This is a genomic window from Rheinheimera sp. NSM (genome assembly GCF_052380015.1).
In the GTDB taxonomy this organism is placed as follows: domain Bacteria; phylum Pseudomonadota; class Gammaproteobacteria; order Enterobacterales; family Alteromonadaceae; genus Alishewanella.
The window spans coordinates 570822-591566 of record NZ_JBQTCI010000001.1 but is presented as its reverse complement, the minus strand read 5'-3'; the positions used below and the strand labels follow the sequence as shown (position 1 = coordinate 591566).

Annotated in this window: 14 protein-coding genes; 3 read left to right on the top strand and 11 right to left on the bottom strand. The window is 50.3% G+C overall.

Annotation, left to right across the window (positions count from 1 at the left end; translation table 11 throughout):
• The first annotated feature begins 131 nt into the window (after positions 1 to 131).
• Entirely contained in the window at positions 132 to 989 is an 858-nt protein-coding gene (locus ACTZWV_RS02585) for a hypothetical protein (RefSeq protein WP_444785038.1), read from the top strand.
• 42 nt (positions 990 to 1031) lie between these two features.
• On the opposite strand, the gene ACTZWV_RS02580 is transcribed toward ACTZWV_RS02585, so the two are convergent.
• The 3 genes from ACTZWV_RS02580 to phoB form a co-directional block, all read right to left on the bottom strand.
• Positions 1032 to 1796, bottom strand: coding sequence for a substrate-binding periplasmic protein (locus ACTZWV_RS02580; RefSeq protein WP_444785037.1), 765 nt, complete (start codon positions 1794 to 1796; stop codon positions 1032 to 1034).
• A gap of 111 nt (positions 1797 to 1907) precedes the next feature.
• Complete coding sequence (phoR, locus tag ACTZWV_RS02575; RefSeq protein ID WP_444785036.1) at positions 1908 to 3248, bottom strand: phosphate regulon sensor histidine kinase PhoR; 1341 nt, start codon at positions 3246 to 3248, stop codon at positions 1908 to 1910.
• A 17-nt stretch (positions 3249 to 3265) separates the two neighbouring features.
• Positions 3266 to 3952 (bottom strand): phosphate regulon transcriptional regulator PhoB, encoded by a 687-nt coding sequence (gene phoB / locus ACTZWV_RS02570; protein WP_305552213.1) that lies wholly within the window; start codon positions 3950 to 3952, stop codon positions 3266 to 3268.
• Between the two features lie 368 nt (positions 3953 to 4320).
• Between phoB and ACTZWV_RS02565 the strand changes: the two genes are divergently transcribed.
• Positions 4321 to 6990, top strand: a complete 2670-nt coding sequence (locus ACTZWV_RS02565; protein ID WP_444785035.1) for a hypothetical protein — start codon at positions 4321 to 4323, stop codon at positions 6988 to 6990.
• Positions 6991 to 7112: 122 nt separating this feature from the next.
• Positions 7113 to 9773: a TonB-dependent receptor domain-containing protein gene (locus tag ACTZWV_RS02560; protein WP_444785034.1), complete on the top strand. Its 2661-nt coding sequence runs from the start codon at positions 7113 to 7115 to the stop codon at positions 9771 to 9773.
• 60 nt (positions 9774 to 9833) lie between these two features.
• Here the strand turns inward: ACTZWV_RS02560 and ACTZWV_RS02555 are convergent, their stop codons facing one another.
• From ACTZWV_RS02555 to ACTZWV_RS02520, 8 genes are all read right to left on the bottom strand, one after another.
• Complete coding sequence (locus ACTZWV_RS02555) at positions 9834 to 10736, bottom strand: porin (RefSeq protein ID WP_444785033.1); 903 nt, start codon at positions 10734 to 10736, stop codon at positions 9834 to 9836.
• A gap of 261 nt (positions 10737 to 10997) precedes the next feature.
• Entirely contained in the window at positions 10998 to 11723 is a 726-nt protein-coding gene (gene phoU, locus ACTZWV_RS02550) for a phosphate signaling complex protein PhoU (protein WP_444785032.1), read from the bottom strand.
• Between the two features lie 55 nt (positions 11724 to 11778).
• Positions 11779 to 12549, bottom strand: coding sequence for a phosphate ABC transporter ATP-binding protein PstB (gene pstB, locus ACTZWV_RS02545; RefSeq protein ID WP_305552208.1), 771 nt, complete (start codon positions 12547 to 12549; stop codon positions 11779 to 11781).
• 59 nt (positions 12550 to 12608) lie between these two features.
• Positions 12609 to 13979, bottom strand: a complete 1371-nt coding sequence (gene pstA, locus ACTZWV_RS02540) for a phosphate ABC transporter permease PstA (protein WP_444785031.1) — start codon at positions 13977 to 13979, stop codon at positions 12609 to 12611.
• Positions 13980 to 13982: 3 nt separating this feature from the next.
• A complete protein-coding gene (gene pstC / locus ACTZWV_RS02535; RefSeq protein ID WP_444785030.1) occupies positions 13983 to 15362 on the bottom strand; it encodes a phosphate ABC transporter permease subunit PstC in 1380 nt (459 codons plus the stop codon).
• 133 nt (positions 15363 to 15495) lie between these two features.
• Entirely contained in the window at positions 15496 to 16527 is a 1032-nt protein-coding gene (locus tag ACTZWV_RS02530; RefSeq protein WP_444785029.1) for a substrate-binding domain-containing protein, read from the bottom strand.
• Positions 16528 to 16630: 103 nt separating this feature from the next.
• Positions 16631 to 17428 carry a GGDEF domain-containing protein gene (locus ACTZWV_RS02525; RefSeq protein ID WP_444785028.1) on the bottom strand — a complete coding sequence of 266 codons (798 nt, stop codon included), beginning with the start codon at positions 17426 to 17428 and terminating at the stop codon, positions 16631 to 16633.
• Positions 17429 to 17561: 133 nt separating this feature from the next.
• Complete coding sequence (locus tag ACTZWV_RS02520) at positions 17562 to 20663, bottom strand: S8 family serine peptidase (protein WP_444785027.1); 3102 nt, start codon at positions 20661 to 20663, stop codon at positions 17562 to 17564.
• Positions 20664 to 20745 lie beyond the last annotated feature (82 nt).

The following is a 20745-nucleotide window of genomic DNA, read 5'->3' as shown; positions in this document are numbered from 1 at the left end:
GGCCGCAAAGCACTAATCACCGGCTTATGTCTATCTGGCATCGCAAGAATCAAGCTATGTAACAGCCGAAGTAATTGGCGTTACCGGCGGCAACCATCTGCCTTAAGATGAAAACTGCAGCAGGTAAGTGGATGAACATTAAGTTGCAGGACACTAAGGCTGAACCGGCAGGCTCAGCCCTGGGTGAAATTAATCAGCTGTTTCATCTTCAGTATGCGAGGAGAAAACAACACTTTGCCGACAAAATCAGCCGCGGTGATATTCTGCTAATTGTGCGCATGGACAGCCGCCTGATTGCCTGTTGTGGCGACAGTATCAGTGAATATACCGTTAATGGTCCGGCCTATCACCGGCTGAAAGCCCTGAGCCACAGCACCATGGCGGTTTATTACACCCTGTTGCAAACACCACAACCGGATGCTGCAGTCTTATTGCGCAAGCTGCTGGCACAGCTTAAACGTGAGATTGATAATCCTGCGGGCCGGCAGCTGTTTGCCGCCACCCGGCAATTGCTCAGTACTGTGGCGTACGATGGCACTCTTGATCACGGCCTGATACTGCAATACAGCCACAAACTGGAGCCCGTTTTTGCGCAGTTAATGCTGCAAAGCGCTACAGATGAAACGATGCACTTGCTGCTGCAACTGGAAAAAATAACCGCGCAGTTTAACAAAGCCAGCGCAGACACGTTTTTTGTCGTGTTTGGCGGGCCACAGGCCCGCTATCGGCAACTGGCCAGGCAAGTGTTTAAAAAATGGTGCAAGCAGTCGGATGATCTGGTGATTGATACCAATCATCAGGTCAGGTATTACGAGCACGGCACCACGCTGGACGATGCGATAACCTTGGTAGCAACAGTGCTGGCAGACCGCGAACTGGCGCAAACCTTTTTGGGCCGCGCCGATGCGCTGGAACAAGATGTGCTGGGCCAGGTAGCTGAAGAGGCGATTAACCGCTGCTGGCAGCAACGCAAAAACGCTGCTGAGTAAGTGAAAGAGGTTAACAGCCGGCCGTTAGCCAATATGCTCTGGTTATTGGCTGGCAGCGGAACCGTTAATATGTTGCTGTAACAAATTGTCCGTCAAACCGGACTCAGCCGCTTGCTGCAAAAAGGTATTCAGCTTAGGCAGCAATGGCTGCCACTCTAATGATAACGCCAGCGTAAGCCCGGTTTCATCCACTATATAGTCAGAGCGGTATAACTCGGCGTCGGCAAACTGGTGTAGTTTCAGCCACTGCGCTACATGTTCGTTCAGGTAGGCAAAATCGCAGCGGCCGTTTACCAGCATATTCATTTGATCAAATTCACTGTCGGAATCCAGCCGCAGTAGCCGGCCACTGCTCAGCGCCTCTTGCAGGCCGTTATAAACATAATGCCGGCGTAAACAAATAGTGCTGTTTTTCAACGCATGCAGTGCCTGCAATTTTTGCGGTTGCAGCGTATAGATGTAATCGCGGTGGGTTATTACAGTGCTGCTGTACAGCGCTTTGTCCGGTTGCTTGCTCCATTTCTCGGCCAGCACCATCATATCTATCTCGCCGTCGTACAGTTTAAGCTCGGCACGCTGGCGGTTGTCTTCTACATAATTGACCCGAATATGATTAGCAGAAAAAAACTGATTCAGAAGTTCAGGTATAACACCACGCACCTGGCTGGTAGCGTCAGATTTATACATATAGGGCGGCACTTGCGGGTAGTAAATCCCTACCTTAATGCTTTGCACCGGTTCAGCGGCCCATGCATTACTGCCAACTATAGCTAACAGCAGTAACACCCGTTTCACTACTCTGCTCATATTTTCCGGCCTTGCCCATTCCGTGGCTTATTTATGTAATCGCTTACTGAGGTACAGACTATAACTATAGGGCCAAATTGTGACAATGGTTTTATTTATAGCAGGTATAGGTCAGACAGGTTTACTGCTGCGTTTCTTCTTTGTATTTGCATTGTTGCCATGTACCAGCTCAGGCGGCAGTGTAAAGGAAAAGCTGCTGCCTTTGCCCGGCTCGCTGAAAATCATCAGCCGGCTGTTGTGTCGCGACAGTACGTGCTTCACTATCGCCAGGCCCAGGCCGGTACCACCGGTATTGCGGGCGCGGGCTTCGTCTACGCGGTAAAAACGCTCGGTTAAACGTTTTACATGCTGCGGCGCTATGCCCGGGCCATTGTCGTTGACAGAAAACACCGCTTTGAGGTGTTGCCGCTGCCAACTGACCTGGATATCACCGCCGTTTTGCGTGTATTTAATCGCATTGATCACCAGATTAGAAAAAGCGCTGCGCAGCTCTTCCGTTACCCCGGTGATTTTCAGCTGCGGATCTATGTCGAACACCAGCTGATGCTGCTTGTCACGGTTTACTGTTTGCGCCTCCTGCTCCAGCTGCAACAACATGGCCGGCACATCCACTTCATCGTCAAACTGCACCCGTGCTGAGGCTTCAATACGCGATAACGTCAGCAGTTGCTGCACCAGCGCATCCATACGTTTGGTTTGGTCCAGCATGACATTATGGGCTTTTTTCCACATGGTTTTATCCGGCAGGTGCTCATCGTCCATCACCTCCAGGTAGCCCTGCAACACGGTAAGCGGGGTTCGTAGTTCATGCGATACGTTAGCGACAAAGTCTTTGCGGATTTGCTCAAGTTGCTTCAGTTGGGTAATGTCACGCACTATCAGCAGGTACTGCTCTACACCATAGGCCATAATATTAAACTCCAGCGTTAACTGGTCGTTTACCGGCGAGGGCAGCTCTATCGGCAGCTCGAATTTACCTGCTTTGAGATACTGTAAAAAATCCGGATGGCGGATAAGGTTATCCAGCCGCTGGCCTTCATCGGCCGGCCAATGCAAACCCGCCAGAATTTGCGCCAGTTTGTTGCTCCAGATAATGCTCCAGTCACGGTGCATTACCACAACGGCTTCCGGCAGGGCTTCGGCACCGTCGCGAAAACGGCGTACTACATTGCGCAATTCGCGCCTTTTACGCCGGTCACGCCGCTGCAGGTAGTATATGCCTTCGAATAAGTGGCCCCAAATACCTTCGCTGATCGGCGGCGATAGCTTGCGATCGCGCCACAACCATTTGTCCATTAAAAACAAATGATGGTAATGCCACAGCAACAGCGCTACGGTAAATATCAACAGCGCCAGCAGCAAGCTGTTGGAGATCAGGCCAACTAAGGCAATAAAACAATAAAAAAGGAAGAGTCTGGTGTACACCTTCCTTTTAGATAACAGCTGACGCATAGCGTTGGTATATAACCTTACTTAGCAGAGAAACGGTAGCCGGAGCCCCGCACGGTTTGCACTAATCTATCATGTCCGGCAATAGAAATCGCTTTGCGCAGGCGGCGGATATGCACATCAACAGTGCGGTCTTCCACATACACATTAGTGCCCCATACATGGTCCAGCAATTGTTCGCGGCTGTATACCCGCTCCGGGTGGGTCATAAAGAAATGCAGTAAACGAAACTCGGTTGGCCCCATGTCCAGTGCCTGATCGGAAGCCATCACACGGTGCGATACCGGGTCCAGCTTTAAGCCCTGCACTTCTATCACTTCATCCAGGCTGGTGGGCGCCACACGGCGGATCACCGCTTTAATGCGCGCCATCAGCTCTTTTGGAGAAAACGGTTTGGTAACATAGTCGTCGGCACCTACTTCGAGGCCGCGTACTTTGTCTTCTTCCTCACCGCGGGCAGTGATCATAATAATCGGGATATTGCGCGTCAGCTCGTGTTGTTTCATTTTCTTCGCGATCTGAATACCGCTGCCGCCGGGCAACATCCAATCCAGTAAGACTAAATCCGGGTAGGGTTCCATCAGAGCATTAATCGCCGAGTCATAATCTTCAGCAGTTGTTGCCTGATAACCATTTTGCTCCAGTACAAAACACAACATATCGCGGATCGGGGCTTCATCTTCCACCACCAGGATCTTTCTTGCCATAGCATCCACCACACTCTGTTACCCGGCTACTGTGCCGGCACTGTTCTAACTATCTACTGCGCATAGTATTGCCGCAGTTTATGACATTTTTATGAAAACACACGGTTAATCTTTACTCATCCGGGCCAAACGCCAACACAACACAAATAAAATACATAATTCACAAAATATAAACACCATAGAACAATGTCAGCCGTGACACTTAGATGAATTTTTTTTGACAATCACCCTGGGCCCCCAATGTTAACAGCCGCTGCTGTGACCGTAATATGACAGCCGCAAAAGTGTAATAAAAGCGTCATTTCCCTGTTGTAGGGTGCACCCAACTTATTACGCACGACCTATAACAACTCAATGGAGAGATGGTAATGGCTTTACGCAAACTATTAAAACTAAGCGCGATAGCGTCAGCACTGATACTGGCTGGCTGTGGTGGCGACTTGGTAGTGAATGCTGGTGGCGATGACAACGGCAATGGCACACCACCACCAACTGCAGACTGCCCGGCTTTTGCCACTGAGGGCAGCAGCCTGGCAGGTGTGGATAAAACCGTATGTGAAATCAGCGGCACCATTACCAGCGACACCCACTTAACTGCCGATATCGTCTGGTCATTAAGCGGCAAGGTTACTGTGGGTAATGATAACGCCGATAGCGCTACCTTAACTATTGAGCCGGGTACTTATGTATTTGGTAAAAGCGGCGCTGATTACTTAGTAGTGGCCCGTGGTTCAAAAATTCAGGCGGTAGGTACCGCTGCAGCACCTATCGTGATGACGTCAGTTAACGATATGCTGGGCTTGTCGGATGATGAATCTACCGCTGAATGGGGCGGCCTGGTATTACTGGGTAATGCACCGAGCAACAAATGTGATCAGGCTGCGCTGGAAAGCTGTGAAATTCAGGCTGAAGGCGAAGCCGGCCCATACGGCGGTGCAGACCCGGAAGACGATAGCGGCGCGTTGAAGTATCTGCAGGTACGTTATGCCGGCTTTGAAGTTATTCCGGATAACGAGCTGAACGGTATTACTTTTGCCGGTGTTGGCCGCGGTACAGAAGTAGAATATATTCAGGTACATAACAACCTGGATGACGGTGTTGAATTTTTCGGCGGTACTGTAGATGCCAAGTATGTGGTATTAACCGGTAACCGTGACGACTCACTGGACTGGGCCGACGGCTGGACCGGCCGCATGCAGCACGTGCTAGTTCGTCATAACCCGAATAATACTAAAGCCAACCGCGGTATTGAAGCCGATAATCAGTCCGGAAACCTTACTGCCGAGCCGGTATCTAAGCCGCGTATCGCCAATATGACCATTATTGGTAATAACTTTGATGGCGAAGACGACTCAGAAGGCGTATTACTGCGCGCCGGCACTGCCGGAGAGTTGTACAACTTTATTATCACCGGCCCGGCAGGTATGGGCGAGTGCTTTGAAATTGACAGCGCTGAGTCCGTTGCTTTCGCTAACAGCGGCGAAATTGTGTTTCGCAACTCTATTATTGATTGCACAACACCATTTGAAAATGAAAAAGACGAAAATGAAAATGTCGTTTTTGATGCTGCAGCCTGGTTTAATGATCAACCTGGCAATTTCGTTGGCGACGCGTTATTAGGCGGCTATGTACCTGCACCAAATTCACCGGCATTAGGTAATGGCTATAATGTAGCTAATAACGTTGACCCTTGGTTTGACGACGTTGACTATATCGGCGCCTTTGACGGCACCACCGACTGGACTGTAGGCTGGACTGTGGGCCTGCATGCTAATGACGACCTGGCGGCCTGCCCTGCCGGCACCAGCGAAGTAAACAGCTTAACCGGCCGGTTAAACTGCCAATTAACTGGTGATATTACCACTAACATCACCCTGGCAGCCGGTGCTGACTATGTGTTAGACGGCCGCGTACGCGTTGGTGTTGATAACACCACTGCCGCTACGTTAACAGTGCAGCCCGGCGTAACTATCTTCGGCAAATCCGGTGCCGATTTCCTCGTGGTAACCCGCGGCTCGAAAATTGAAGCCAACGGCACAGCCACTAACCCTATCGTAATGACTTCAGTGCAGGATGTTATCGGTTCACCAACAGCTGCCGGTCAATGGGGTGGTCTGGTATTACTGGGTAAAGCGCCTACGACCAAATGTGCTGATCAGGCCGATTTAGACAGCTGCTTAGTTGAAGCCGAAGGTAACGCCGGACCTTATGGCGGCGGCGATTGGGAAGACAGCAGCGGCACTTTAAACTACGTAGTAGTAAAACACGCTGGCTTTGAAGTTATCCCGGATAACGAATTAAACGGTATTACTTTCGCCGGTGTCGGTTCAGGCACACAGTGTTCAAACATTCAGGTACACCAGAATGTGGACGACGGCATTGAAATGTTTGGTGGTGCAGTTAGCTGTAAAAATGTGGTGCTGACCTCTAACGGTGATGACTCAGTGGACTGGGCTGACGGCTGGCGCGGTAAGCTGCAATTTGTGCTGGTAAAACACGGCGCCGATGACTCAAAGGCTAACCGCGGTATTGAAGCTGATAACCAGGCAAACAATCTTACTGCTACACCGGTATCTAACCCGACTATCGCCAATATGACCATTATCGGTAATAACTTCGACGGTGATGATGACTCAGAGGGCGTTTTACTACGCGCCGGCACCAATGCCAAGCTGCATAACTTTGTTATCACAGGCCCTGTCGGTATGGGTGAATGTCTGGAGCTTGACTCAACCGAAACTAAAGCTTTCGCTATCGCCGGCACACTGGAAATGACCAATTCGGTTATTGCCTGCAACGAACCTACCGTAGGCGACCTGGGTAACGGCACCACCACAGAGCAATGGTTCCTGGGTCAGGCAGGCAACAGCTTCGCTGCTAACCAGGCCGCGGTACTGGACGGTATCTTTACTATCGATGCTACGGCGCCAAAAGATATGACTGTAGTAGATGATTTCTTTGAAGCAGTAGACTTTATCGGTGCTGTTAAAGCCGGTAATGACTGGACTGCAGGTTGGACTGTCGGTTTAGACGACTAACAACACCAAACACTGCCGGGTTTTGCCTGGCAGTGTTTTTTTATTCCACTGCATTGAAGCCGCAACAATGCCGTTCAGTGCAACGCAGAAGTAACAGTACAAGCTGATAGGACAAAGTTCAGATGAGCAGCATACAAAAGTTTAATTTCAGTCGTGTTGGCCGCAGTGTACTGCTGGCCCTTGGCACGGCAACCGCGCTGGTGTCGCTGAGCGCTACTGCGCAAGAAGCACCGCTACAACCGGCACAAAATGAAGCAGATGTTGAACGTATTTCTGTATCCGGCCGTCTGATGAGTTCAGCAGCCTCTGCCGCGGCAGAACGTCGTGAGCAACCTTATGTTGCTGAACTATTGGGCATGGAGCAAATTTCCCGCGCCGGCGACAGCAACGCTGCAACTGCCCTGCGCCGTGTCACCGGCTTAACCCTGGTAAAAGATAAGTTTATTTATGTGCGGGGTTTGGGCGAGCGCTACTCCAGTACGCTGCTTAACGGCGCCATGGTACCAAGCCCCGACCCAACGCGTAATGTTATCCCGCTGGATATGTTTCCGGCCGGCATTATTGAAAGCTTAGTGGTACAAAAAGCTTACTCGCCGGAGCTGCCGGCAGCCTTTGGTGGCGGTAACGTTAACATCCGCACCGCAGCCATTCCGCTGCAAACCAGTTTTAATATCGCTGTCGGTACCGGCTATAACAGCCTGAACAGCGACGATGGCTTTGATTATGCCGGTGGCGGCGATGACTGGCGCGGTAAAGATGATGGCCTGCGTGGCATTTCGCCTGAACTGGCAAATGCCCAGGCTCAGTACGGTATTTTAACACCGATAAATATCGCTGAAGCCTTAGGCGGCATCAATGCCGGCAACCTGGCACAGGCAGAAACCATAGTGCGTGAGCTGGGTACTGCTTTTAACCGTGATATTGATATCAGCAGCAAAAGCGTAAAACCGGATTTTGACGGCAGTGTGTCTTTTGGCGACCGCTTTGAACTGGCGCGAAACGTGGTATTTGGTGTAATGACCGGTTTGAGTTATGACCGCTCAACACAAAATATTGACGAGCAGGAACGTTATTACTCGGTGTCAGGTAACAACCTGGTGCCGTTAAACCGTTATGACGATATTAAAGGTACCGAACACCAGGTAAAACTGTCCGGCATGCTGAACTTTGGTTTGGAGCTGGGCGTGGATCACCGCTTGGAAACTGCAACCATTTATCTGCGCGATACCAAAGACGAAATTAAAATTAAAAACGGCGACAGTATAGAAACAATAAACGAGAGCAACCGTTCAAATACTGATACCTCCATATTGTACGAAGAACGTACCATGCTGAGTAATCAGATACGTGGTAAACATAACTTCCCGTACCTGATGGACTTAGCCGTAGACTGGCAATACACCGATGCTAAAGCGCGCCGCTATGCGCCGGGCGAAGTAGAATACCGCTACCTGAATGAAACTCAGGCTGACGGATCTGTTACCTCGTTCCTGCGCCGCAACCAAAATGCGGTAAATTACAGCTTCGGTGATATGAAAGACAACACCGAAAACTTCAGCTGGAATGCCAAACTGCCATTAACGCTGGGTAAGGCCGAAATGACCTTAAGCGGCGGCTACAGCTACTTTGAGCGTAACCGCAATGCACAAACCGATCGCTTTAACTTTGACACCGTAGGTTATAGCCTTGAGCAGTTATCCGGCAGCTTCTCAGAGATTTTCTCTGACGATAATATTTTGAATGCCGCCAACGGCTTTAAGATTTCCAACGTCACGACCCAGGCCGATGACTATCTGGCCGCACAGATGATTGATGCCGGCTATGGCGCACTGGAGCTGAACTACGATTATAAGTTTCGTCTGAACCTGGGCGTGCGCTACGAAGACTTTAAGCAAATTTCGCTGCCGTTAACCGCAGATGGCGAAATCAGCGGCAATATAACCGACTCAGTATTACAGGAAGACGGTTTTTATCCGGCGTTGTCGTTAACCTGGTTTATAAACGATGATTTACAAGCGCGCTTTGGTTACAGCCAAACAGTGGTGCGGCCGGATTTACGTGAAGTCACCCCGGTATTGTACGTTGACCCGCTTACCGATTTTAAAGTAACCGGTTTTTCCGGCCTGAAAAGCACCGATATTACCAGCGTTGATGCCCGGTTAGAGTGGTACTACGACAACAGTAATTACAGTGTGGGTGTGTTCTACAAAGATCTGGATAACCCGATAGAAGCCATAGAACTGTCCGGCTCTGACGGTAACCTGTTAATGTCGTTCCGCAATGCGCAAAGCGGCAAGCTGTATGGCGTAGAAGCGGAATTTTTACAGCAGCTGGATATGTTTGGCGGTGACTTTGGCAAGATCAGCGATAACTTCTTTATTGCCGGTAACCTGACACTCAGCGAGTCAGAAATAAAAATCCAGGCATTCCCGGGTGCTGATCTGACTAATTTCGAGCGCGGCTTAAGCGGCCACTCAAAATATGTCGCTAACCTGCAACTGGGTTTCGATTCAGACAACAACCGGCACAATGCTACCTTTACCTACAACGTGTTTGGTAAGCGTATCGCTTTTGCCGGTGTTAACGATAAAGACGATGCCTACGAGCAACCGTTTAACTCGCTGGACTTCACCTACAGCTATACGCCGCAGGAAAGTATGACCGTGAAGCTGGGACTGAAAAACCTGCTGGATGAAGATGTCGAAATTCTGCAGCAAGGTGAAATACTGCAAAAACGTATCGAAGGCCAAAGCTACAGCTTAAGCTTCTCATACAAATACTAAGCAGATTACTGCTAGCGCAAAACGCCGGCTGTCAGCCGGCGTTTTTTATTGCGCAGCAGATTAAAACTTATGTTTAATACCCAACGCCAGATAGTCACGATCCGGCGTTGGCGTATCTAAATTAAAACTGCTGTACCAGGCAAACAACGTCGTATTCTTCCCAGCTTTATAATCAACACCAACGCTTATCGCTTTGTCATCTTCCAACGTTTGATACTGGGCTTTCAGCTCGGTTTTGCCCAGCGGGTATGCCGCACTGGCTAACCAGCCATCCTGCTCCAAACCGGTCACGATATCTTCCTGACGCTGCAACATAGCGCCCAGCTTAACCCCGGCCACTTTGGTTTGGCCGCTCAGGCGCACAGTGTCATAACCATTAACTTCAGAGTCAAAAGCAACCGAGACAAAAATATTACTGTCTTTAAGGTTATCATCACCATAAAACAATGCAGCGGAGATAGCGTCTTCAGCATCGGCAGAATCTTCCAAAATATAGGTCAGCTGCGCGCCGAAACCGTTATAAGAGGGCGTGAAATAACTGATAGAGTTATTCGCCCGTACTTCTGCTTCCCACAAGCCGCCGACGTCGGCTTCAAAATCATTAAATTGATCAATCTTGCCCTGCGACATCTTCGCTGCCGTATCATGCCGACCCAGGCGAACCTCACCGAAATTGCCGGCCAAACCAATATACTGATTGCGCGCGGTAACATTGCTACTGCTGCTGTCGGATACATTCACGCCCCACTCCAGCTGATACACCAGCGTCAGGCCGTCTTCCAGCGCATAGTCACCTTTTAAGCCAAAGCGGGAACTGTTACTTTTTAACTCAGAGAACCGGCCTTCGCCTTCATCTGCAGACTGCGCTGATACATTCAGCTGGCCATATATTGTTATCGGTTCAGCCTGCACTGTTGCTACGCCTGCTATTGCCATGACTAATACTACTGAAGTTTTTTTCATACTCTGCACCTGAGTTATTACCGGCTCATCGCTACTATCGTCAGCGGCCAGCTGTTGATGACGGCGTCATAATATGGCCACTTCATGACAGTTAAATGACAAAATGGCATATTTATGACTTTTAAATGATGTTTTTATGACTGCAGCCAAATTAAACTTTCTGAAGAAAAGTATGTATTAAATTAGCAGCATAGCCGGTAGTCTGCCGTGATCTGGCATAAAAAAAGGGGCTAAAGCCCCTTTTTTTGCAAAATATACTGCTTAACTGCGTTTTTTATCGACGACCTGCTGTAATTCTTCATCGCTAAGGTGGGAAACATTACGGCCTAAGCTGAGGAAAATAGCATGTTCGCAAATATTGCGCCCGTGATCGCCTACCCGCTCTAATGCTTTGGCAACTTGTGAAATCTGCATACTGACACTGATTTGCTGGGCATCATGCATCATGCTGTTGAGGCTGTGTTGTAAAATACGGGCGTAATCATCATCAATGGCTTTATCTTCGCGTAATACCGCCAACGCTGCTTCTGCATCCATCTGCTCAAAGGCCGCCAGTGCACGCTGCAACATCTGCAGTACTTTCTGTCCCATTTGTGCCAGGGCGTCCAGCTGCGATGTGCCCGGCCGGCTGTCCGGCTCTTCTTTTAACAAGGCTTTGGCAATACGTTTGGCTAAATCACCAATGCGCTCAACGTCGTTAATACTTTTCAGCACAGCCAACACCAGACGTAAATCACTGGCGGCCGGCTGACGCCGTGCCAGTATATCCAGGCAATGTTCGTCAATATCTACTTCGAAATTATTCACGCGCCGGTCAAAGTCTTTTACCTGTTGCGCCAGCTTCATATCTGCAGTGGTAAAAGCCGTTAACGCATCGATCAGCTGCTGCTGCGCCAGCTCTGCCATCTGCATTAAACGCGCTACCGCCTGCTGTAATTCTTCATCATAGGCCTGTGAATAATGGCCGCCGATTTTGCTATTTGGCATAATGCCGTTCTCCTGAATTAGTCTTCGCCACTATCCTATCGCCGCTTAACAACACTTAACCATAGCGGCCGGTAATATAGTCTTCGGTGCGCTTTTGCTGCGGGTTAGTAAACACATCATTGGTATTGCCGATCTCGATAAGGTTACCCAAATGAAAAAAGGCAGTACGATCTGACACCCTGGCAGCTTGCTGCATATTGTGCGTGACAATAACGATGGTGAAGTTTTGCTTCAGCTCGTCAATCAGCTCTTCAATAATAGAGGTAGCAATGGGATCCAGTGCCGAGCAAGGCTCATCCATCAGAATAACTTCCGGGCTTACTGCAATGCTGCGCGCAATACACAAACGCTGCTGCTGACCACCGGATAAGCCGGTGCCCGGCTGGTCCAGCCGGTCTTTTACCTCATTCCACAAACCGGCGCGACGCAGGCTGGACTCCACAATGTCATCCAGATCGGCTTTGCGCTCTGCCAGGCCATGCAACTTCGGCCCGTAAGAGATGTTCTCGTAAATAGATTTCGGGAACGGGTTAGGTTTTTGGAACACCATGCCCACCTGTGCCCGCAGCTGCACCACGTCCAATGCCGGCTCATGGATATCACGGCCATCGAGCAAAATACTGCCGGTAACACGGCAATGCTCTATGGTATCGTTCATCCGGTTCATGCAGCGTAAAAAGGTCGATTTACCGCACCCGGACGGGCCGATAAAGGAGATCACCTCATTCTGATACACATCCATGCTGATGCCATGCAGCGCCTGATTATCGCCGTAAAACACCTTTACATCTGTAGCACTGATCTTTACCGGAGCTGAATTACTCATCTGTTTATCCGTTACCTTAAAATTAAATCTGTTGAGCGCGGTTTAATTAACAACTTGGCTTACCAGCGCTTCTCATATTTTTTCCGCAACCAAATGGCCAGGCCGTTTAAGCTAATCATCATCAGCAGCAACACAATAATGGCCGCCGAGGTGCGGGCTTCAAAGAAGTTGCGCAGCTCGTTGCCCTGCCACAGGTAAATTTGCACCGGCAAGGCACTGGCTTGTTCAAACGGTGAAGCCGGAATGGACGCGACAAAGGACTTCATACCGATTAACAGCAGCGGTGCCGTTTCACCCAGTGCCTGGGCTACGCCAAGAATAGCACCGGTAAGAATACCGGGAATGGCCAGCGGTAACACATGATGGAAAATGGCCTGCATCTTTGATGCACCCAGCCCCAGTGCCGCCTGACGGATAGACGGCGGTATTGCCTTTAATGTAGAGCGGGTAGCAATAATCACAGTGGGTAACGTCATCAGTGATAACACCAGACCACCGACAATCGGCGCTGACATCGGCAGGTTAAACCAGCCAATCAGGACTGAGGCGCCAAGCAAACCAAACACTATTGATGGCACTGCGGCCAGGTTATTGATATTAACTTCGACCAGGTCTGTGAGTTTGTTACGCGGCGCAAATTCTTCCAGGTAAATGGCAGCGGCCACCCCCATTGGCACCGCCAGCAAAATCACCACCAGCATCATGTAGAACGAGCCCATAAAAGCGCCGGCTAAACCGGCAGAAGCCAGTGAGCTGCGCGAGTCAGGGTTCATAAACAACGCCAGGCTGAAGCGGTTTTGAATAACACCTTCGGCGGACAGCTTATCTACCCATTCACGCATTTTCGGGCTTAGCTGCTGCTGCCCGTCCGGCAGGCTGCGATCAATATTACCTTTTAACCAAACATCGATATTGGCATCAGTTAACAGGTGCAGTGTACGGGTTTGGCCGATAATTGACGGATCTGTTACCACCATATCGCGCAGCGCAAAACGCTCACCTGAGGTCACCACCCGCGCCAGGTCGCGCCGGTGCTTATTTGCATCCGGCAGCACTTTTTGCAGGCTGTCGGTGATCAGCCGGTTAAAGTTAACGAAGCCAATTTCGGTTTGCCATTCAATATGCCGCTGACGAAAATCGTTATCGGACTCATCATCACGCTGCTGTGGCATGGCCGGGATCTTGATGATCTGCGGATCGAAGTAGATATCCAGCGTAATTGCCGACTGCCAGAATGCCGGTAATCCTTTGGAAAGAATGTTGATAAACAACACCGCAACCAGCCCAAGGCTGATCAGTACCGCGGTAAGCCCCAAACGGCGGAATAGATTTTCTTTGCGGTGCCGCCTTGTCAGCGACGCTATCACCTTTTGCTGCACCTGGCTGGGTGCTGCAACAGCTTTAATCGGGTTTTCTGCAATAATGGTCATAACTTACTCGTATTGCTCACGGTATTTACGCACTATCACCAGCGCCATCACGTTCAACAGCAGGGTAATAACGAACAGGGTTAAGCCCAATGCGAAGGCCACCAGTGATTGCGGACTGGAAAAATCGTTGTCGCCGGTTAACTGATTAACTATGGTTACCGTTACAGTAGATACCGCTTCAAACGGATTAGCAGTCAGCGTCGGGCTGTTACCCGCCGCCAGTACTACTATCATGGTTTCACCGATAGCACGGCTGGCCGCCAGCAACACCGCACCGACAATACCCGGCAACGCCGCCGGCAGCACCACTTTTAAAATGGTCTCAGATTTGGTCGCGCCCAGCCCCAACGAGCCATCGCGCATAGATTTCGGCACCTGGGTGATAATGTCATCCGACAAAGATGAGATAAACGGAATAATCATAATGCCCATAACCACACCGGCAGTTAACGCTGAGGTAGCATTAATATCCAGCCCTACTGCGGCGCCCAGATCGCGTAAAAAGGGCCCTACCGTGACCAGCGCAAAAAAACCGTACACTATGGTAGGAATACCGGCCAACACTTCGATAACCGGTTTGGCGGTATTGCGCAGCTTTAACGGCGCGTATTCAGCCAGATAAATAGCCACCATTAAACCCAGCGGAATAGCCACCAGCATGGCGATACCGGCGATCATTGTCGTACCGGCCAGCAAAGGTACTAAACCAAAACTACCTTGCTCACCGACACCTACCGTTGAGAAACGTGGGTTCCAGGTGGTACCAAAGAAAAACTCAGTCGGCGGAATATAACTGAAGAATTTCATGGTCTCACCGAGCATCGACAGTACTATGCCGATGGTGGTCAGAATAGCCACGGTAGAACACAGTACCAGCAAAGCTTTAACGACACGCTCTACCTGATGCCGCGCCTTTAAACGCGGCGTGATGCGCAGCAAGCTATACAGCATACCCACTGCAGCTATTACCGCCATTAACGCAGTCAGCACCAGGGCACTATTGGCTCTCAGCTGACGCAAATGCTCTGCCGCTGCCAATTCCCAGTCAGCAGCATCGGCTACCACACCAAAGTTACCGGCTAAGTTATTGATACGCTGCGACACCACACGCAACTCGTCAGCGGCCAAAGCAGCGATGTCGGCCGGCAATTGTGCCAACATCATAGAATTAATGACCGCCGGTGCCAGCCATAGCCACAGCAGCAGGATAAGAAACGCCGGCAGTACAGCCCATAAACCAACCATCATACCGTAATGATGTGGCCTGGAATGCATGCGCAAATCGGGGTTAACTGTTGCTACTTTGCGGCTGCGGGTCATACCAAGTTGGTAGCCCAATGCCATCAGGATCAGCAGCACGACAATTAACGAAAGGTTACTCATGGTCGCTCCGTAAACGGCTTACACGTAATACTACTAAGATGCGCAGTGTAAGCGGCTTATATTTCATTTTTATGACAGTAAGAATGCAAAAAAGAGAACCCGCTACAGGTTCTCTTTATAAACAACAGACAGATTATAGCGACTTTTTCTGCCGGATGTTTTGTACAATTGCCGCACGCTCATCGTCAGCCAGCGGAATTAAACCGGCACTTTCCAGCACGCTGCCAAAGCCAGACATGCCTTCACTGACGTGGAACTGCGCATATTCCTGCAAGCCCGGGATAACACCGATATGTGCGCCTTTAATATAGATATACAGCGGACGTGATACCGGATACTCGCCGGAGATAATAGTATCCAGGTTTGGTTCTACACCTGATACGGTCGCCACTTTAATACGGTCACGATTAGCTTCATAAAAGCTTAAACCAAATACGCCGAGGGCATCTTTTTGTGCCTGTAACCGTGCCAACGTTTCAGTGTAATCACCGGCAATTTCCACTACCCTGCCATCGGTACGCATAGCAGTACAGAATTTATGTGTAGCCTCTTTGTCCATAGCTTTTACGTCAGCCAGTGTCTGGCAACCCGGCACTACCACTTTTTCTTCATAAACTTCGCGGGTACCGTGATTAGAGCCCGGAATTGCCAGCAAAATTTCCTGGTCCGGTAAAGCTTTATCTATCTGATTCCAACGACTGTAAGGGTTGGCAACCATTTTACCATTCTGTGGTACTTGTGCAGCCTGGGCCAGAAACACATGTACCGGTTCCAGTTGAAATATTGCTGCATCTACGCGTGAAGCGAACACAATGCCGTCGTAGCCGATTTTTACTTCGATAATTTCTTTCACGCCGTTGGCTTTACAGGCTTCTACTTCATTCGGGCGGATTTTACGCGACGAATTGGCTACATCAATAGTGTTAGCACCTACGCCCTGGCAAAACTGACGCAGACCGCCTGACGAGCCGCCTGAGCCCACTACCGGGGTACGGAACTGAGCAAAATTATTACCAAACTCCTCTGCTACTACAGAAGAAAACGGCAGCACGGTAGAAGAACCGGCAATTTGGATAGTGTCACGGCTTTGTGCCTGTGCTGTTGCTGATGCGGTTAAAGCGACAGTTGCCGCCACTAACAGGCTGGAAAAAGTATTCAGTTTCATATCAGGTTCCCGGTTATCCGAAGTATGTACCTGACCAGTTTGCTGCATTTTTATTGCATTAATATGACAGTGAAGAATTATTTCTCTACTTAGCAAATTTAGCTTACTGCTGCACACAACAGCGGTTACGACCCTGATGTTTGGCCTGATACAAAGCTTGGTCGGCACGTAGCAGCAATTTGTCCAGGTCATCGCGATCCGGCAGATACATGGCAATGCCCAGGCTACAGGTAATATTCAGTACAGTACTATCACGCAAGGTAAACGCATGTTCGGCCACTGTCATACGAATACGTTCTGCAGACAGAATAGCCGTTTTTAAATCAATCTCCGGCAGTAAGATAAAGAATTCTTCGCCACCGTAACGCCCGGCTAAATCGGTATCACGGATACTTTGCCGGCATACATCGGCAAATTCGGCCAATACTTTATCGCCGGCGGCATGGCCGTACTGGTCATTTATCTGCTTAAAGTGATCAATATCCAACATCAGTACCGCCAAATCTTTTTGGTAACGGTTAGCACGACGGATCTCCATCATCGCTTGCTGCATAATGGCACGCCGGTTAGCCAACCCGGTAAGCAAGTCAGTGCTGGCTAACTGCAGCAGCTCCTGATTGCGCAGCACCAGCTGTTGCTCAGTGTCAGCGTGGCGGGCAATTTCTGCACGTAAAGCCACCGCCATGCTACGAAACCGCCATACCACAAAAATCAGCAATACCATTACGACAAAAAGTAACAATATCAACGCCATAACGACCGGCGTATAACCGGAAAATTGTGCAGCTGAATTACCAACAGACGCCAAAGCGCTGCCGGTTACATTTATCAGCGCTACTGCACTGAACAGCTTAGTATGTTTTCGTATCAACCTGCCTTTAGGGCATTTGGCTTTGCACACAACTACATTCCTGCCTATCCGGCGTTGTCAGTAACCTATTCAGTATAGGTCAGCTTATTCAAGGGTAAAGACCACTGTTTTTACTGAAAAAAAGCCCGGCATAAACACCGGGCTTTTGCTTTACCACTGATGGTTAGTTAGCAATGATTTCCAGCAAGCTGGTGGCCTGTTCATTACCGTCGGCGTCTTTAAATGACATCACACCGAGATACGGAAACGGGCTGGCGGTCAGGCCGGTAGTAATCAAGGTAACATTGTTTGGCCGGCCGGCTATTGCCCGCATACCGGCAGCTATACGGCTGTTACCCTCGTTCGCGTTTACTACCCAAACCGGCATAGTGTATGCCGTTTGCTCTGCACCCAGCAGCGAATAGCCATGCACGAACACCAGGTAGAAATCACCGGCTGCACCATTGGCCGCCGGTGCCGGGTCGCTTAAGCTTACCTCTTCATAGCCACCTTCATTGGCAGAGCTACCTACAGCAGTGCACGAGAAACCTATACAGCGATAGACAAACATATCCAGATCAGCGCCCGCTACATCGGTTAACTCTTCATACAAGCTGAAACGTACCAGCCTTGTGCCTTCCGGTACCAGGAAGGTATGGAAGCCCAAGCCTGGCTCGTTAAAGGCAAAAGTGCTGTCAGCGTCTTGCGCTACCACACCGGATGAACCAAAGGGCGCTGTAAGCCCCAGCATAGTGGTGCTGGTCATACCGCTGTAGTTCATCATTACCGGGAAGCTGACACGGCCACCTCTGGCGGCAACCGACCCATTAACCTCTGCCGGCGCCACAATTAACTTCGGCGGCACCACTTTTACAGCAATAGGACTACGCACACTGTGGACACCATCAGACCAGGTAATGGCACCAAATACCCACTGATCCATCATCGCCCCCTGGGTTGGGGTAAAAATCAGGCTGTAAGGCACAGTTGCATTTGCCGGTACCGACAAGGTATTGCCGCCATCATTGGTAACCACAGATACACTGACGCCGGCAGGCGCTTCGATGCTGGCGGTATAGACTGAAGCAGAACCACTGACATTCATTACCCGACGTTGCAGCGTTTCCTGCTCCGACAGCTCTGCAATCGCCATAGACGGCAGGTTTAACTGGCTGGCATCAGTGTTGTAGCCTGCATTAACAAAGGCAGCACAGGAAAAACCACTGGCGGTTTGCACAAAGGCCGCTTCACCGACACCACAGAGGAAGGCGAAATACTCTAAGTTGGAAATCGGGTAAGTTAAACCAGGATTGACCGCACTATTGGGTACCGCATGACCGGCGCCAAAATCAAACGGATCTGCAGCAGTTAAACCGTTTTCTTTGGTCAGATTTTGCCGCGCGGTGGTCATAATGGCGGATTTAATCATTGCCGCAGACCAACCAGGGTTCACCTCTTTCACCAGTGCTGCAATACCGGCAATATGCGGGCTCGACATTGATGTGCCCTGCAGGTACGTAAAGCTGATACCCGGAGCACCAAACAGCGTTTGCGCAGAAGCCCCGGCGAGGATTTTCACCCCTGGCGCCGTAATGTCCGGTTTAATAATATCAAAGGTATTCAGGTTAGGGCCACGCGAGGAGAAACCAGCCATCAGGTTCCCCACTTCCACTACATCGTCAACAAACACCGATGGGCTCATTTTTACCGTAACCACACCGCCGCCGCTTACTTCAGCATTCAAAGCACTGCCGGCGGCTAAAGTTGTCATTACAGCAGGAAAAGCAAAACTGCCGGTGCCGCCCATAGCAATAGGGGCTGCCGCGGAGTTATTGTACATAATAACCCCCGCAACACCGGCTGCTTGCGCATTGGCCAGCTTAATATCAAAGCTGCAAGTGCCACGTTGCATCAGGGCAAACTTACCGGCCAGTTCAGCCGCATTATCTAACGGCTCACAGGCTTCAAGCGGAGATGCCACAGCTACATCTGCGGTAACATCGCCGGTTTCACTCAGCGGTGTCGACGTGACGGCTTCTATCGCTTGATATAAGCCTTGCAGTGGACCGGCGATAACTTCAATGCCGTTAGAGACACTGGTTCCGCTGTAGGTCGAAGCAGCTACTGTTGTTACCCAGGGTGCAGGCGTACCTATGGTACTTGCTGCTGGTCCATTGTTGCCGGCTGACACTGCGACAAAAACTCCGGCCTGAGCGGCACGCAGTTTTGCTGCGGCTTGCGGCGTAGTGATGTTGGTCAAGCTGCCGCTGATAGAATAGTTAATTACGTCAACACCATCTGCTACAGCCTGATCAATCGCTGCCATAGTATCACCGCCGAAACAGCCACGTTCCGGTTGGCCCTGCGGGTTGGTGTAACTGCTGTTCCAGCAGGCTTTATACATCGCAATGCGGGCGCGTGGCGCTATGCCGGACACGGTTGCCACGTCAGTGCCGTTCAACACAGCAGTAACACCTTCATTACCACCGGCAGTTGAGGCGACATGAGTACCATGGTTATCGGCATCCCTTGGTGAGACAAACTCGCCGGGTTGTAACTGATACACGCTTTCAAACGACTCTTTATAATAACGCGCACCGATCAGTTTGTTGTTACAACTAAAATCGGCGTCTTCGCCAGTATCGCAAGCACCGGCCCAACCGGCTAAAGGCGCGTAAGAGCCATCATCAGCAAAGCTGGGGTGTTCCGGCCAAATGCCGCTGTCCACTACCCCTATTACCACCCCCTCTCCTTTAACACCCTGCACATGCAAGCCGTCCGGTCCTGTGGTCAAGCCAAGAAAGGCCGGCGTATTTGACGTCGTCAGTTGCTGTGCTTCATCGCGCCACACTCCGGCTACATTCGGATGGTTACGCAGCGTTTCAGCCTGAGCTGCGGTCATTTTCGCCGAAAAGCCGTTGAAGGTATGGGTGTAAGAGTAGAGCAGCTTGCCGCCGCCATTTTGCGCAGCCAATTGTTGATGGAAATGCTTTAAACCATTGGTGTAGCTGAGCATGCGCGCTGAAGCCGCATTGTAGCGGTTCAGGCCAACGGTGACAGATTGCGCTGCCGGTAATAATTCGCCCAGCTCTTCAGCTTTTTCTACACCACTTTTACCCTTAACCTGTACGATATAAGGTACAGCTTCGGTATCTTCACCGGCTTGTTGCAGCGCGGTGCGGTCAATCTCTATCTGATAATTATTCGCCATCACACCGGTGTGAATCCCGGCGATAGCCAGCGTAACGGCACAGGCCGTTGCGGACATAAAATTGTTACGTGGCATTTTGTATCTCCGTTTATTGTTTTATCTCACCGCAATATTGGTATTACTGCGGCAAACATAGCGCCAACAACTGTATAAAATT

What these genes read in the sequence shown, in the direction of transcription:
- pstB (WP_305552208.1), bottom strand. Translation starts at nt 12,549, where the DNA reads ATGAGTAATTCAGCTCCGGTAAAGATCAGTGCTACAGATGTAAAGGTG.
- pstC (WP_444785030.1), bottom strand. Translation starts at nt 15,362, where the DNA reads ATGAGTAACCTTTCGTTAATTGTCGTGCTGCTGATCCTGATGGCATTG.
- ACTZWV_RS02555 (WP_444785033.1), bottom strand. Translation starts at nt 10,736, where the DNA reads ATGAAAAAAACTTCAGTAGTATTAGTCATGGCAATAGCAGGCGTAGCA.
- ACTZWV_RS02565 (WP_444785035.1), top strand. Translation starts at nt 4,321, where the DNA reads ATGGCTTTACGCAAACTATTAAAACTAAGCGCGATAGCGTCAGCACTG.
- phoR (WP_444785036.1), bottom strand. Translation starts at nt 3,248, where the DNA reads ATGCGTCAGCTGTTATCTAAAAGGAAGGTGTACACCAGACTCTTCCTT.
- ACTZWV_RS02580 (WP_444785037.1), bottom strand. Translation starts at nt 1,796, where the DNA reads ATGAGCAGAGTAGTGAAACGGGTGTTACTGCTGTTAGCTATAGTTGGC.
- ACTZWV_RS02530 (WP_444785029.1), bottom strand. Translation starts at nt 16,527, where the DNA reads ATGAAACTGAATACTTTTTCCAGCCTGTTAGTGGCGGCAACTGTCGCT.
- ACTZWV_RS02585 (WP_444785038.1), top strand. Translation starts at nt 132, where the DNA reads ATGAACATTAAGTTGCAGGACACTAAGGCTGAACCGGCAGGCTCAGCC.
- pstA (WP_444785031.1), bottom strand. Translation starts at nt 13,979, where the DNA reads ATGACCATTATTGCAGAAAACCCGATTAAAGCTGTTGCAGCACCCAGC.
- ACTZWV_RS02520 (WP_444785027.1), bottom strand. Translation starts at nt 20,663, where the DNA reads ATGCCACGTAACAATTTTATGTCCGCAACGGCCTGTGCCGTTACGCTG.
- phoB (WP_305552213.1), bottom strand. Translation starts at nt 3,952, where the DNA reads ATGGCAAGAAAGATCCTGGTGGTGGAAGATGAAGCCCCGATCCGCGAT.
- ACTZWV_RS02560 (WP_444785034.1), top strand. Translation starts at nt 7,113, where the DNA reads ATGAGCAGCATACAAAAGTTTAATTTCAGTCGTGTTGGCCGCAGTGTA.
- phoU (WP_444785032.1), bottom strand. Translation starts at nt 11,723, where the DNA reads ATGCCAAATAGCAAAATCGGCGGCCATTATTCACAGGCCTATGATGAA.